Source organism: Aliivibrio sp. S4MY1 (genome assembly GCF_028765545.1).
Classification (GTDB): Bacteria; Pseudomonadota; Gammaproteobacteria; order Enterobacterales; family Vibrionaceae; genus Aliivibrio.
The window spans coordinates 37,416-53,568 of sequence record NZ_JARACP010000018.1 but is presented as its reverse complement, the minus strand read 5'-3'; the positions used below and the strand labels follow the sequence as shown (position 1 = coordinate 53,568).

The following is a 16,153-nucleotide window of genomic DNA, read 5'->3' as shown; positions in this document are numbered from 1 at the left end:
CATTAGCTACCCTAATTCAAGTCGAATTAATACTTCATCAGTAATATCTGCGATTTCACCACAACCGACAATACTTGATAATTCATTTTCAAGTGCTCTAGCATAGTGAATCGCATGCTGTGCAAGTTGGCTTAACTCACTCTCTGATGTGGTTGATAATGGATTTTTAACCGCTGTAGTGGTCACTCTGATTGCTAAAAATTCGCCATGCTCTTTTGCTTTTTTTATAAAAGTTAAACGATCGTTATATGAACTGAATTCCTGCAGCATGCGAGTGAAAACAGATTTTATCTTCCCATTTTTAATAACAACCGCAAGGTAGATTTCGTGATGATGCGAACGTTTATTTGCGGGTGTTTTTAATGGTTCTATCAGCAACTGACGCACCCTTGTTTTAAAAATAGGTTCTAAATTGAGGGTGTTTTCATCCCCTAAATGCTGCCAAATCTTATTTAGGCGATTGAGAGGGAAGTTAACCCCAATACAACGAGTCTTAATTTTATGGTTATCTTTTTCGATAAAAAAAGGTGTTGTCGTTAGTTTGTTAAGCAATAATTGATGCATGATTTTCAGCATCTCCATGGATGGAAGTTGCTCATAATCCATAGGTAATCTTTCAATATTATGCTCGATTAAGCGGCTTAAAAATGCTTTGCTTTTTTGGGTTTTTAAGCTGTCTTCAATATGGAGCTGAATATTAATACCATTAGAAGCGACTTTTAATACATGGTATCCAATACGACTTAATGGCGTATTTTTATCTAAACTCTGCAAATCATTAAATGTTACTTTTACGTCTGATTTTTTTGTCAGTTGTACCGCTTTATCTAATTGAATTGAGAGTCCATTTATTGATATATCTAATGTTCTTCCTGTCACATCCCCAAGCAGAGGGTGATGTAAGGTCACGAGAGTTTGATAGTTAAACCTAGGCTCTGTTCGACGAGGTGCTGAATCAAAATAAAGTGAATGCGCTTGGCTGATTGGTGCCGTGGCATGACGATATGGATTTAATTCTTTAGGCGCAAGCGCTGGTTTATCTGTTAAGAGATAATCCTTCTGTGTTTCTGGCAAGCTGATCTCTGTTAAGATCCCCATGTGCGTTAGAGTTGAAAGTACGCCTTCCATCTCAGGGGCAACGGTAAGCAGACGTTCTTTATCTCCTTTTTCTAGTTCAAAAAGAGAAAGGCGGATCACCTTCCAGCTCTTTCGCTTAGCACCAATATGCCAGAATAGTTGGCGTTCCTGCTGAGTCCCTTCTGAAGACATCATTGAATAGAAAAGTTCTCGATCTTCATGATCATGTTTAAAACTGTAAAAATGTGTGCGACTGGCTTTTAACCCTGGTTTGGTTAAAAACTGCATACGTTCAGCTTTAAATAGGTGATTGATTACTGGTTGATTCTTTTCGTCATGCCAGTGCTTCCAAAGGGATTCATTATGATCAGTAAGGATGGCATATTTTAAGATATCACCAGAGAAGAATAACGGGATGTTAGTGGTATGACGTAAAAAACAGTGCTCGTACCCTTGCGTTCGTGCACGGACAACTTGATCTTTTTGATCGTGCAGAGTTCGACGTTTATTTTTATTCAGTTTTTCATCAATGGCGATAGCGATAATATCGTGGTTAGCTTCCATTTTAAGGCGCAACCAACGATAACTGTCACTTTCTTCACTGTCATGAATACCAAGAATTCGATATGGAAAATCACCATTAAGATCTTTAATGCCTGTTTCTTTTGCAAGAGTAGGAAAGCTAACTTGAATAATTTGACCTAAACCATATTCGAAAGCGGCAGGAACTTTGATTCTGGCACCGGAAGAGGAAAGATCGCTACTCGTACCATGAATTAGGTTGCCATTTGGTAGAAGTACAGTAACTTGCGTTGACATGCGTAAACGGTTTTCGCTTCGTGTTAGATAATGACCAAAACGAATTAGTTTGGTTTTAAATAAACCGTCATCGTTTTTATCTTCAGATGCTGAAATCAGTTCTTTATTTTTATGTAAAACTCGAAAATTATTACGTGTATTGGTTAATGCTTCCCATACACCTTCGGTATAGCTGCCATAACGTTCAATACTTTTATGGTAGGTATTTATGGCGACATCATCTAACCAATGGGTATAGCCATCAAGTTCGTATTGGTGGCATTGTCCTTTTACTCTCCCTCGTAAATCAATGCTTTTTTTACAAGGCGTCATGATACGCTTCAACTCAATTTTGACGATTAAATGAATTGATGCGTGTTCATGAGCCATGATTTGGTTACAAACCAATTCAAAATCTGGTTCGCCAAATACAGGGATAAGTTGTTCAACGTAGCTTTGATATTCTTCTTGCTGCATGATTTCTGGTACAGTAATAACAATCTAATGGGGTTATCGGCAGAGTTGCTAAAATATTTAACACTATATGTTAAATAGTAATACCCATCACTTTAACTATTTATATGTCGGTGATATATGGCAAAAGCAAAACGCGCCTATGTTTGTAATGATTGTGGAGCAGACTTTCCTCGTTGGCAAGGTCAATGTAATGCTTGTGGGGCATGGAACACGATTACAGAGGTTAGACTGGCCGCTTTTCCACAGGTCGCTCGAAATGAACGCCTGTCAGGAGGAGGCTATGCTGGATCTGCGATAGACTCTGAAGTACAAACGTTATCGAGTATTGATCTACAAGAAGTCCCTCGATTTAGTAGCTCATTTAAAGAGTTCGATCGTGTTTTAGGTGGTGGGATTGTTCCTGGTGCTGCAATTTTAATTGGTGGTAATCCAGGGGCAGGAAAATCCACACTACTTTTGCAAACAATGTGTCGATTAGCCGCTGAAATGCCGACGTTATATGTCACAGGTGAAGAATCGTTACAGCAAGTTGCGATGCGTGCATCACGTCTTGGGTTACCAAAAGATAACTTAAAAATGTTGTCTGAAACCAATATTGAGAAGATTTGTCAGGTCGCTGAAAAAGAGCAACCTAAAATCATGGTTATTGATTCGATTCAGGTCATGCACGTAGCGGATGTTCAATCATCACCCGGCAGTGTCGCACAAGTTCGTGAGTCAGCAACCGCTTTAACTCGATATGCAAAACAAAATAATGTGGCTATTTTCTTAGTCGGTCATGTAACCAAAGATGGCACTTTAGCAGGGCCTAAAGTGTTGGAGCATATTATTGATTGTTCCGTATTACTTGATGGTAGCGCTGATAGCCGTTTTAGAACGCTTCGCAGCCATAAAAACCGTTTTGGTGCAGTTAATGAACTCGGGGTTTTTGCTATGACTGGACAAGGGTTAAAAGAGGTGAGTAATCCATCCGCGATTTTCTTATCTCGTGGTGAAGAAGAAACCTCTGGTAGTTCAGTGATGGTGGTATGGGAGGGGACTCGTCCATTGCTTGTCGAAATACAAGCGCTGGTTGATTATTCTCAACTTTCAAATCCGAGACGAGTATCGGTAGGTTTAGATCAAAATCGATTGTCGATGTTGCTTGCGGTATTGCATAAGCATGGAGGTTTGCAAATGGCAGATCAAGATGTTTTTGTTAACGTAGTCGGTGGTGTTAAAGTGGCTGAAACGAGTGCGGATTTGGCGTTAATTATTGCACTACTATCTAGTTTTAAAGATCGTCCTTTACCAAAGGACGTTGTCGTATTTGGTGAAATAGGTCTTGCCGGCGAGATCCGTCCAGTACCAAGTGGACAAGAACGTTTAATGGAAGCTTATAAGCATGGTTTTAAAAAAGCGATTGTCCCAGCGGCTAATATGCCAAAAGGCGGTATTGAAGGTATGCAAATACATGGTGTAAAAAAACTATCAGAGGCAATTGATGCTTTTGATGAGTTATAAAGACAGAATTTATTACTAATTTTTTCCGATTTTTTATTTGAAATCGTGTAAATTCATCTATAATTTGCGCAAGCAGAACGTACGCAGAGCTTATTTGGGCTAAATTCTATCCAAAAATAGAACAAAGCATATACCAATTGGCAGTTTGTGTTATACTCTGCGCGCATTTTCTATCCTATTAATAGAGTAAAACAATGACTGATTTATCTAAATACAGAAATATTGGTATTTTCGCGCACGTTGATGCGGGTAAAACTACCACAACTGAGCGTATCCTAAAACTTACTGGTCAGATCCACAAAACTGGTGAAGTACATGATGGCGAATCTACGACTGACTTCATGGAACAGGAAGCTGAGCGCGGAATTACTATCCAATCAGCAGCTGTAAGTTGTTTCTGGAAAGATCACCGTTTTAACGTTATCGATACTCCGGGACACGTTGACTTCACAGTAGAAGTTTACCGTTCTCTTAAAGTACTTGACGGTGGTATCGGTGTATTCTGTGGTTCTGGTGGTGTTGAACCTCAATCAGAAACTAACTGGCGTTACGCGAACGAATCAGAAGTTGCACGTATTATCTTCGTTAACAAACTAGACCGTATGGGTGCTGACTTCTTCCGTGTTGTTAAGCAAACTGAAGACGTACTAGGTGCTAACCCACTAGTTATGGTTCTACCAATTGGTATCGAAGAAGATTTCGTTGGTGTTGTTGACCTTCTAACTCGTAAAGCACACATTTGGGATGATTCTGGCCTTCCAGAAAACTTCGAAATCACAGATGTTCCTGCGGACATGGTTGACCAAGTAGAAGAATACCGTGAGATGCTAGTTGAGACTGCTGTAGAGCAAGACGACGATCTAATGGAAGCTTACATGGAAGGCGAAGAGCCATCTATCGAGCAACTAAAAGCATGTATCCGTAAAGGTACGCGCACAATGGACTTCTTCCCAGCATTCTGTGGTTCTGCATTTAAGAACAAAGGTATGCAACTTGTTCTTGATGCTGTAGTTGATTACCTACCTTCTCCAACAGAAGTAGATCCTCAACCACTAATGAACGAAGAAGGCGAAGAGACTGGCGAACACGCTATCGTTTCTGTAGACGAAACATTCAAAGCGCTAGCATTCAAAATCATGGATGACCGTTTTGGTGCACTAACATTCGTACGTATTTACTCTGGTAAACTAAGCAAGGGTGACACTATCCTTAACTCGTTCACTGGTAAAACTGAGCGTGTTGGCCGTATGGTTGAGATGCAAGCGAATGACCGTAATGAATTAACTTACGCACAAGCTGGTGATATCATCGCTATCGTGGGTATGAAAAACGTGCAAACTGGTCACACACTATGTGATCCTAAGCACCCAGTAACGCTTGAGCCAATGGTTTTCCCTGTACCAGTAATCTCAATCTCTGTAACGCCTAAAGATAAAGGCAGTACTGAGAAAATGGGTATCGCTATCGGTAAAATGGTTGCAGAAGATCCATCTTTCCAAGTTGAAACTGACGAAGAAACTGGCGAAACAATTCTTAAAGGTATGGGTGAGCTTCACCTAGACATTAAAGTTGATATCCTTCGTCGTACATACGGCGTAGACCTTACTGTTGGTCAACCACAAGTTGCTTACCGTGAAACTATTACTCAACCTGTTGAAGATAGCTACACGCATAAGAAACAATCAGGTGGTTCTGGTCAGTTCGGTAAGATCGACTACATCATGAAACCAGGTGAAGTTGGTTCAGGCTTCTTATTCAAGTCTTCTGTTGTGGGCGGTAACGTTCCTAAAGAATTCTGGCCTGCAATCGAGAAAGGCTTCAAAGGCATGATGGATACTGGTGTTCTTGCTGGTTTCCCTGTTCTTGATGTTGAAATCGAACTTCTAGATGGTGGTTTCCACGCAGTCGATTCATCTGCAGTAGCATTTGAAATTGCAGCGAAAGGCGCATTCCGTCAATCTATGCCAAAAGCTGGTGCTCAACTTCTAGAACCAATCATGGCTGTAGATGTGTTCACTCCAGATGACCACGTTGGTGATGTAATCGGTGACCTTAACCGTCGTCGTGGCATGATCAAAGACCAAATGGCTGGCGTAACTGGTGTTCGTGTTAAAGCTGACATCCCTCTTTCAGAAATGTTTGGTTACATCGGTTCACTACGTACAATGACTTCTGGTCGTGGTCAGTTCTCTATGGAGTTCTCTCACTACGCACCTTGTCCAATGAACGTAGCAGAGCAAGTAATTGCTGATGTTAAAGAAGCTAACGCTAAGAAGTAATTCTGGCTAACGCTCTTTAATTAAAAAAGCCCCGTAAGTGCAAACTTACGGGGCTTTTTGTTTTTAATCGATTGAATATTTCGATTGCGGTTTAAACCAGTAATAACGATTAGATAATTACTGGAATTTGCATTATACCAATCTGCATAAGTATTTGATCATTCTTGCTTGTTAAAATCGATTACATCTGCGTTATAAATTTTGTAATTAGATCCACTAGTTACTGTAATTTATGTCTTGCTCTAATCGATTTTTCCTACGCAATTATCTGAACAACTACTTATCCAGAATGGTATTATTAAGATTAATTTAATTTTTCTGCTTTTTCCTTATGACGTTGAAGTTTCAAATAGATATTTTCTACTCGAACTCGCGCCCACTCGGTTTTTCGCAAAAATTTCAAACTTGATTTAATGGTTGGATCAGATTTAAAACAATTGATATTAACCATGTAGCTTAATTCTTCCCAACCGTAATGTTCAACTAATTCTGTTAAGATTGCTTGCAGGGTCAAACCGTGAAGCGGGTTATTTTGCTGTGTCATAATATCGCCATTTATCTTGAATTAGGGTAAGTATAGCATTCACCCTTAAAGAATATTCATAAAAAAATGGGAGCACAAAGGCTCCCATTGATATCTGATTATTGAACTTCCAATTAACGCTTAAATGAAACCACCTCTGGTTTATCTAAAGTAATGGTCGTTGTTGCTGGTTGAGTTTCTGAAATTACGTTACCTTGGCGAATCGAGTAACGTACAGGTACTTGGCGACGTAGTGCATCAAAACCATTTTCAGCCGGTAAAATAATTAAGTTACCTGGCTTGCCTTCCTCAATCCCATAATTATCTTGAATATTCAAGGTTCGTGCTGACTTGTAGCTGATTAAATCAAGCCCTTGGTTGATTTGGTCATACCCCATAATTTGGCAAACATGTAGCCCCATATGCAGAACTTGTAGCATATTGGCTGTACCTAGTGGATACCATGGGTCAAATACATCATCATGACCAAAACAGACGTTGATATCGCTTGCAAGCATCTCTTTCACACGGGTAATACCGCGACGTTTAGGGTAATCATCAAAGCGGCCTTGTAAGTGAATATTCACTAATGGATTGGCAACAAAGTTGATACCTGACATTTTCAATAAGCGGAAGAGACGAGAAGCATAAGCGCCATTATAAGAGTGCATCGCTGTCGTATGGCTTGCTGTGACTTTTTCACCCATATTAAATTTATGAGCTAGAGCGGCAAGTGTTTCTACAAAGCGTGATTGTTCATCGTCAATTTCATCACAATGTACATCGATCAAGCGGTCGTACTTTTGTGCTAATTCAAAAACGTAATGTAAAGATTCAACGCCGTATTCACGAGTAAATTCAAAATGAGGAATTGCACCAATAACATCAGCACCAAGTTGAACCGCTTCTTCTAATAACTCTTTACCATTTGGGTAAGAAAGAATGCCTTCTTGAGGAAAAGCGACGATTTGGATATCAACCCACTCTTTCATCTCTTCTTTTACTTCAAGCATTGCCTTTAATGCAATTAATGTTGGATCAGATACGTCTACATGGGTACGAACATGTTGAATGCCGTTAGCGATTTGCCATTTAAGTGTCTGCTTAGCACGACTCTTAACATCTTCAATAGTTAGAAGCTTTTTACGCTCAGACCAACGTTCAATCCCTTCAAAAAGTGTTCCTGAGATATTCCAGCTTGGTTCACCTGCAGTTTGAGTCGTATCTAAGTGAACATGAGGTTCACAAAATGGTGCATTAGCAAGACCGCCCTCAGCATCTAGTACCTTGCCTGAATATGAAAGTTGTTCTTCATTTGAAGCGATTTTATTGAATTGACCATCTTGGATTAAGATTTGGAATAACCCTTCTTGATCTCGTAATGTTACGTTTTTAATTAATAAATCAGTCATAAGAATTCTTCTATGCAGCTTCTGTTTCAGAGGCTTTTTCTTTGTTTAAAAGAGGGTTCAGTAGTAGGTAACTTAGTGCGCCACCAAACACAGCATTTACAGGTACAACACCTGGTAGGAAATTACCAGCAGTAACACCAATAATAACCGCAATAATGGCTGCCCAATTAATCGTTTTGAATTTGGCGTTTTCGAAATCCATATAGCGTTTACGGTTCATAAAAAAATCAGCGATGATAACGCCACCAATTGGCGGAATAGCGATAGATAAGAAAGTTAACCATCCAACAAAGTTATTATACAACCATAGGGCACACACAGTACCAATTAAGCCATTTAACATTGAAATGTATTTACTTGGTAGACCAGTGATATTCGAGAACCCGAGACCTGAGGCATATAGTGCATTATCGTTAGTTGTCCAAATGTTTAGCCCGAGCACAATGATTGCAGGAATCAATAAACCTTGAGCTATCATTACTTCTGAAATATCAGACTGGCCAGTCACAGAAGCGCCTGCTGCACCAAAGATAAACATCAGTGAGTTACCAATAAAGAAAGCAATCATAGTAATGGCTACGGCTCCCATTGGCTTTTTACCAAATCGCACAAAATCAGCAGTCAATGTACCAGCGCTTACAAAAGAACCTACAACCATCGCAAGTGCAATTGAGAAATCCATTGGTTCAGTCGGTTGGATTTTTTGTAGTTCAGCTACACCACCAATACTGTCAACGGCAGTCAATACTGAATAACCACCAAGTACTGCGATAGCTGGAACCGCAATCATGGAGAGAACCATTAATGCTGAAATTCCAAAATAAACGGTGACGGTCATTAATAGACCAGAAATTACGATTAAGGCATTGGTGTCAATGCCTGTGGCTTTTTGAACTGGAATTGCAAACATGGCGACACCAACCCCAAACCAGCCAACTTGAGTACCGCCAAGTAAAAGAGATGGGATCCATGAGCCTTTAGAACCGAAAGAGAAACGAGCGAGAAGATGAGTGGAGAGACCAGTTGAAGCGCCGATGTAGCCAAGAAAAGAAGTGTAAATACCGAGGATTAAATTACCAATAAGAACAGCGAGGAAGAAGTCATCAAAAGAAAGCCCAGTACCAAGAGAGCCTCCTGTCCACATACTTGCAGAAAAGAAGGTTAACCCTAGCATTACTAATGTCAGGGAAACCGCACCTTTTCTTGCGGTTTTAGGTACAGCACTCAAGCTGTAATCATTGTCATTCGACATATCCGTTCCTCATCTGTCTTGAATTTCTGGTCAGTTTTTTGATAAACGGACAGGAGTCTAAATGGAATAACAATAATGTCAATAACGAAGTTGGTGTTTTATTTGGTTTGTGATTTAAGTTTTTGAATTATAGATGCTTGTGAGTTTTATTGATTACAATTATCTTCATTGCAAACGATTGTTTTTATAGAATGGGTATGAAAAAGTCTTTTTTGGTAGATAATCGGACTTAAATGCATTTAATTTAAATAAACTTCTAATTTGAATCTGTAAATAAGGTTTTTTATCTCATTATTTATCTGAGTTGGGTGAAGTTGAAATTTTTCGAGCAAAAAAAAACCTCAAACATATAATTTTTCATGCTTGAGGTTGATAGTTTGCTTAGGGCTTTATTTGTTTTTGTTAACTAAGGTTTTTTTATGGGTTATTCCCATATTATTTTTTTATCCTTAGGCCATGATGATGCGAATTCATGGTATTTCTTTTCTAAAATATGGCGTTTTATTTTTAATGTTGGGGTTAAAATACCATTCTCAATTGACCACGGTTCTTTAATCATTAATATCCCTTTTAGTTTTTCATGAGACTCTAATCCACTGTTAATTGTCTCTAAATTTCTAAGGGCTGTTCGCTCATAACGTGCTTGATCAAAATTAGGGTAAGCGTGTGGAATCGCGAGTAAGATTGGTCCTGGTAGGCCTGAACCAATAAGACACATCATTTCTAAATTGCTAAGATCGAAAATGCGTTTCTCAATAGGTACAGGAGCAACAAACTTTCCTTTTGCAGTTTTAAAGGTATCCTTTTTACGACCTTGGATAGTTAAATAACCTTCAGCATCAATAGAGCCAATATCTCCGGTATGTAGCCAACCTTCTTGATTAAACGTTTCTGCTGTTGCTTCATCATTTTTATAGTAACCAACAAAAAGCCCATCGCCTCTTACTAATATTTCTTCATCGTTAGCAATTTTGAGTTCAACGCCTGGGCCTGCAGATCCAACGCTGCCGACTTTATCGGAGCGATAAGGATAATTCAGTGTGCTATAGGCAAAGGTTTCAGTCATTCCCCATGCTTCAGTGATGTTTAATCCAATACTTTCATACCATTTTAATAATCCTGCGGAGACTGGTGCAGAGCCACACCCTAGTACACGAGCTTGGTCTAACCCTAAACCATCTGCCAGTTTGCGTTTAATTAACCCGTTAACAAAAGGGATCTTCAGTAAAATGTTTAGCTTCTTCTGCGGTAGCTTATCTTGAATTCGTTGTTGGAATACGGTCCATAACCTTGGTACTGAGATAAATAGAGTAGGGCGATGCATTTTTACATCATCAATGAAGGTATCGAGTGACTCTGGAAAAGCGGTTTGGATACCACCAAAAAATGCAGAACCTAGGATGTATACACGTTCAGTAATGTGAGCAAGAGGCAGGTAAGAAAATAGACGGTCGCCTGCTTGTATACCGATATGATTAATAAGGTGTTTTGATGAATGACTAAATCCACCAAAGGTGAGCATTGCCCCTTTTGGTAATCCGGATGTTCCAGAGGTATAAACAATAGACATTAGGGTGTTGTCATTATGCTCGGGCCTAAACTCGGATGGTTGGCATTGTTGAATAAGGTCATCAAATTGATATTGGCATTTTGCGGCAGAGTCATAATTAAAAGCAATGGTGCTTATCTCCGGAAGATTTTCCATCGCTTTTTGAGTGGCGTTAACATCATCAAGTTTTCCTACGATAAGGACTTTACTTTCGCTGTGAGTTAAACAGTGTTCAATTGTTTCAAGGCCAGCTGTTGGGAAAATAGGAACACTGACAAAATCACCGAACATTAAAGCGAGATCAGTAATAAACCATTCAGCGCAATTTTTTGAAATTAAGGCAACCCTGTCTTTTGGTTTAATTCCTAACTCTTGCAAGGATGTCACTAGACGGAGTGCTTTATCAACCACTTCAGAAAAGGTGTAATCCACAAATTGCCTATTTTTAATTTGACGAAGGAAAACGTCATCAGGCTTTTTTTCTGCCCATTCAAGCATTGCCTGGTGAGGGAGTTGCGGGTTTGTATTGTGATCTAATACTGGTTGGCTCATAGCGGCATCCTGCGGTTTATCGTTATTATTTGTTGTTAATTTTATGTTAAGTAAATATCCTTTTAATGATCCAGTCAAATTTTAATCAAAATAATGAGAACTTTATAAGTGAGTATTTGCACTAGTTGAGAGGATTTAAAAATAATATAAAAAAGCCCGCTTATCATAGTTCATAAGCAGGCTTTGGATTTTAGTACTGTTTCTTGGTTACAGAAGGGCTTTTAAGCGGTATAGCTCTTCTAGTGCTTGGCGTGGTGTTAAGTCATCCGGATTTACATTAGATAGCGCTTCTTCAACTTCACTCGCTTCTGGGATCAAAGAGAGTTGATGTTCTTCTTTTACTTGCGCGCTTGGTGGTAATACTGACGTATTTTTACCGCTTTCAAGTTGCTGAAGTTTTAGTTTTGCTTTCTTTATAACGGTTTTTGGAACGCCCGCTAAAGAAGCGACAGCAAGACCATAAGATTTATTTGCGGCACCATCTTGAACTGCGTGCATAAAGGCAATTTCATCGCCATGCTCTACAGCATCAAGGTGTACATTTGCTAAGCCATTAAATAAATTAGGTAATTCAGTTAACTCAAAATAATGCGTGGCAAATAAAGTCATGGCGTTAATCTTTGTTGCTAGCCATTCTGCGCTTGCCCACGCTAGCGATAAACCATCATAAGTACTTGTGCCACGACCAATCTCATCCATAAGTACCAGACTATACTTGGTGGCATTATGAAGGATATTCGCAGTTTCTGTCATCTCAACCATGAAAGTTGAGCGTCCAGACGCTAGGTCGTCCGAGGCACCAATACGTGTAAAGATACGATCGAGCAGGCCTATTTTTGCTGAATCAGCAGGGACATAACAGCCAACATGAGCCATTAATGCAATGAGTGCTGTTTGACGCATATAGGTCGATTTACCACCCATGTTAGGCCCGGTAATGATCAACATCTTACGATCATTATTTAAATTTATTGGGTTAGCAATAAATGGGGCTGTCATTACTTGCTCAACAACAGGATGACGACCTCCTTTTATTTCCATACCAATACTTGAAGATAGCGTAGGGCGACAATAATTTAAGGTGTCCGCGCGTTCTGCCAAGTTACTTAGTACATCTAACTCTGAAATTGCATTAGCCATTAATTGAAGTTGCTCTAAGTGCGGAAGAAGTTGATCAAATAGTTCTTCCCATAACTTTTTCTCAATTGCTAGTGCTTTAGATTTTGAACTTAGGACTTTATCTTCATGCTCTTTTAATTCAGGAATGATATAGCGTTCAGCATTTTTCAATGTTTGACGGCGAACATAATGTGCAGGTGCTTTATGACTTTGCCCTTTACTGATTTGAATATAAAAGCCATGTACGTTGTTATAACCGACCTTTAATGTATCAATGTCGTGACGTTCACGTTCTTCTTGTTCTAACTTATCTAAATATTGAGTTGCACCATTGGCCAGATCTCGCCATTGATCTAGCTCTTCGTTATAACCATCAGCTAAAACACCACCATCACGAATGATCACTGGAGGATTGTCTTTTATTGCACGCTCTAAAAGCTCACAAATAGAATCGATTGGTTGTGCTAGCTGGGCTAAGTTTTGTAAATGAGCCTGCTTAAATTCTTGTGCGGTTTGAGCTAACTCTGGTAACTGTTGCAGTGCATTACGTAAGCGAGCAAGATCTCGTGGCCGAGCTGAGCGTAATGCAAGTCGAGCGAGAATACGTTCTACATCACCAATGTTTCTTAACTGTGGAGACAGTTCGTTAAATAACCCTTCATCTTTTAATTCCCCAATAGCGTCAAGACGTTGGTTTAATACATCATGTGTTCTAACGGGTTGATGTAACCAGCGTTTTAAAAGACGGCTACCCATTGCGGTTGCTGTGTGGTCAAGTACTTCTGATAACGTATGGTTGAATCCACCAGCTAAATTTTGGGTAATTTCAAGATTTCGGCGTGTCGCGGCATCTAGGATCACTGAGTCATCTTGATGATCCATTACGATGGATCGAATATGAGGCAGAGTAGTACGTTGAGTGTCTTTTACATATTGAATAAGACAGCCAGCAGCACATAAACCAAATTCTGCTTTTTCAACACCAAAGCCAACCAAGTCACGAGTACCAAATTGTTGGTTCAACTGTTGTTTTGCTGTATCAAGCTCAAATTCCCATACAGGGCGACGACGATTACCATTTCTTTTTTCTAATAAATGAACTGGTTCAAAATCTTCACTGAATAACAGCTCAGTTGGGGCTGTACGTTGCAGCTCGGCAAGCATCGCTTCTTCAGTATTTGGCTCTGATAGTTTAAAACGACCAGAGGTGATGTCTAATGTAGCGTAACCAAAATGGCCTTTATGATGATAAATAGCAGCAATTAAGTTATCAAAACGTTCAGGAAGAAGCGCTTCATCAGTTACGGTACCAGGGGTAATGATACGAACAACTTTACGCTCAACAGGACCTTTACTCGTCGCTGGGTCACCCACTTGCTCACAAATTGCAACCGATTCACCTTGCTGAACTAATTTGGCTAAATAGCCCTCAACAGCATGGTAAGGAAGGCCTGCCATTGGGATAGGTTCGCCTGCAGAAGAGCCTCGCTTGGTTAAAGAGATCTCAAGCAGTTGAGAGGCTCGTTTCGCATCATCATAGAAAAGCTCATAAAAATCTCCCATACGATAGAACAGTAAAATATCCGGGTTTTCAGATTTTAAACGCAAGTACTGTTGCATCATTGGGGTGTGTTTTTCAGTTGATTTTGTTGCCACAACGAGACCTAATGAGTGTTGAAAATATTTGTTGCTAAGAATACGTGAATCAAAGCAGCAATCAAAGATAGAATGGATAAAATTCGAATCAAGATGGAAAGAATCTAATGGATATGGTGAAAAATACGCAACTTGCCCAAAAAGTGGGTGAGTTATTAATGCAACAAGGTAAGACTATGGCATGTGCAGAGTCTTGTACTGGTGGCGGTGTGGCTTTCTGCGCGACAGAAAATGCAGGAAGTTCCGCTTGGTTTGAGCGTGGTTTCGTTACTTACAGTAATGAATCAAAAAACGAATCACTTGGCGTTAGTTTAGAGACATTGCAGCGTTTTGGGGCTGTGAGTGAGTCCGTAGTAAAAGAGATGGCTAAAGGTACTTTGGCACACAGTAACGCTGATATTACGGTTTCAATTAGTGGTATTGCTGGCCCTGGTGGAGGGAGTGATGAAAAACCAGTAGGGACCGTTTGTTTTGGCTTTGCTGATAAACATGACTGGCATTATGAAACTACTGTATATTTTACTGGTGATCGCTGTGATATTAGAAAAAGTGCGATCAAATATGCATTTATCACATTAAAGAATCGCTTGTTAGAACTTAACTAATTCATATGGTTAAGTGTTATTTAGTCGAAATTATATCGAAAGTTAAAGAAAAAATGATACAAGCCTATAGACACTGTATGAATAGACAGTATACTACTGGTTATTAACTGATTACGTGATCTAGAGTAACTGGAGAATCAAGATGGACGATAACAAGAAAAAAGCACTGGCCGCCGCATTAGGTCAAATTGAAAAACAATTTGGTAAAGGTTCAATCATGAAGTTGGGCGATAACCGCACTATGGATGTTGAGACTGTGTCTACTGGTTCTTTATCTCTTGATATTGCACTTGGTGCTGGTGGTTTACCAATGGGGCGAATCGTTGAGATTTTCGGTCCTGAGAGTTCAGGTAAAACAACATTAACTCTTGAATTAATTGCTGCAGCGCAGCGTGAAGGTAAAACATGTGCCTTTATCGATGCTGAGCATGCTCTAGATCCTGTTTATGCTAAAAAACTTGGCGTAAACATTGATGAATTATTAGTTTCTCAACCTGATACGGGTGAGCAAGCTCTAGAGATCTGTGATGCGTTAGCGCGCTCTGGTGCTGTTGATGTAATGGTTATTGACTCCGTTGCTGCATTAACACCGAAAGCTGAAATTGAAGGTGAGATGGGTGATAGCCACATGGGCCTCCAGGCTCGTATGCTTTCTCAAGCGATGCGTAAGTTAACAGGTAACCTAAAGCAATCAAATTGTATGTGTATCTTCATCAACCAAATTCGTATGAAAATTGGTGTGATGTTTGGTAACCCAGAGACCACAACAGGTGGTAATGCACTTAAGTTTTATGCATCAGTTCGTCTTGATATTCGTCGTACAGGCGCAGTAAAAGATGGCGACGAAGTGATTGGTAACGAAACACGCATTAAAGTTGTTAAAAATAAAATTGCAGCACCATTTAAGCAAGCTGAAACTCAAATCTTATACGGAAAAGGGTTTAACCGCGAAGGTGAATTAATTGATTTAGGTGTTAAGCATAAATTAGTTGATAAGGCGGGTGCTTGGTACAGCTATAACGGCGACAAGATTGGTCAAGGTAAAGCAAACGCTTCTAAGTTTATGCGTGATAACGTAGCCATTGCTTCGGAGCTAGACGCTAAATTACGTGAGCTGCTACTAACTCCAGCAGAAGATCAGCCAGAAACACCAGATGTGACTTCTGAAGTAGAAGAAAACGAAGAGTTCTAAATCGCTTTCTTTGAAAGTAAATGCAGACAAAAGCCAAACCACAGTGTTTGGCTTTTTTGTTTCTATTTATTGAGAATCTATCAGTGATATTCTAAAACCCTCCTTATTCCTCATTTGATCACTTTACTTATCTATATTTCGCTTGCATTTGCGTATACA

Annotated in this window: 10 protein-coding genes; 4 read left to right on the top strand and 6 right to left on the bottom strand. The window is 39.6% G+C overall.

Annotated elements, in window-relative coordinates:
• Positions 1 to 6 precede the first annotated feature (6 nt).
• The gene (locus PVK71_RS17105; RefSeq protein ID WP_274420774.1) at positions 7 to 2,352 is read right to left on the bottom strand and encodes a PilZ domain-containing protein; all 2,346 of its coding nucleotides are present in this window, start codon (positions 2,350 to 2,352) and stop codon (positions 7 to 9) included.
• Positions 2,353 to 2,469: 117 nt separating this feature from the next.
• Between PVK71_RS17105 and radA the strand changes: the two genes are divergently transcribed.
• The gene (radA, locus tag PVK71_RS17100; protein ID WP_274420776.1) at positions 2,470 to 3,855 is read left to right on the top strand and encodes a DNA repair protein RadA; all 1,386 of its coding nucleotides are present in this window, start codon (positions 2,470 to 2,472) and stop codon (positions 3,853 to 3,855) included.
• Between the two features lie 194 nt (positions 3,856 to 4,049).
• A complete protein-coding gene (gene fusA / locus PVK71_RS17095) occupies positions 4,050 to 6,134 on the top strand; it encodes an elongation factor G (RefSeq protein WP_274420779.1) in 2,085 nt (694 codons plus the stop codon).
• Between the two features lie 304 nt (positions 6,135 to 6,438).
• Here the strand turns inward: fusA and PVK71_RS17090 are convergent, their stop codons facing one another.
• The 5 genes from PVK71_RS17090 to mutS form a co-directional block, all read right to left on the bottom strand.
• Entirely contained in the window at positions 6,439 to 6,678 is a 240-nt protein-coding gene (locus PVK71_RS17090) for a VF530 family DNA-binding protein (RefSeq protein ID WP_045101298.1), read from the bottom strand.
• A 113-nt stretch (positions 6,679 to 6,791) separates the two neighbouring features.
• Entirely contained in the window at positions 6,792 to 8,069 is a 1,278-nt protein-coding gene (locus PVK71_RS17085; RefSeq protein WP_274420781.1) for a cytosine deaminase, read from the bottom strand.
• 10 nt (positions 8,070 to 8,079) lie between these two features.
• Complete coding sequence (gene codB, locus PVK71_RS17080; RefSeq protein WP_274420782.1) at positions 8,080 to 9,321, bottom strand: cytosine permease; 1,242 nt, start codon at positions 9,319 to 9,321, stop codon at positions 8,080 to 8,082.
• Positions 9,322 to 9,745: 424 nt separating this feature from the next.
• Positions 9,746 to 11,422, bottom strand: a complete 1,677-nt coding sequence (locus PVK71_RS17075) for an AMP-binding protein (RefSeq protein WP_274420784.1) — start codon at positions 11,420 to 11,422, stop codon at positions 9,746 to 9,748.
• A gap of 207 nt (positions 11,423 to 11,629) precedes the next feature.
• Positions 11,630 to 14,164, bottom strand: a complete 2,535-nt coding sequence (gene mutS, locus PVK71_RS17070) for a DNA mismatch repair protein MutS (RefSeq protein ID WP_274420790.1) — start codon at positions 14,162 to 14,164, stop codon at positions 11,630 to 11,632.
• 140 nt (positions 14,165 to 14,304) lie between these two features.
• On the opposite strand from mutS, the gene PVK71_RS17065 reads away from it, so the two are divergent.
• Both PVK71_RS17065 and recA read left to right on the top strand, forming a co-directional pair.
• Positions 14,305 to 14,802 (top strand): CinA family protein, encoded by a 498-nt coding sequence (locus PVK71_RS17065; RefSeq protein WP_274420786.1) that lies wholly within the window; start codon positions 14,305 to 14,307, stop codon positions 14,800 to 14,802.
• Positions 14,803 to 14,944: 142 nt separating this feature from the next.
• Entirely contained in the window at positions 14,945 to 15,994 is a 1,050-nt protein-coding gene (gene recA / locus PVK71_RS17060) for a recombinase RecA (RefSeq protein WP_274420787.1), read from the top strand.
• The last annotated feature ends 159 nt before the right edge of the window (positions 15,995 to 16,153 follow it).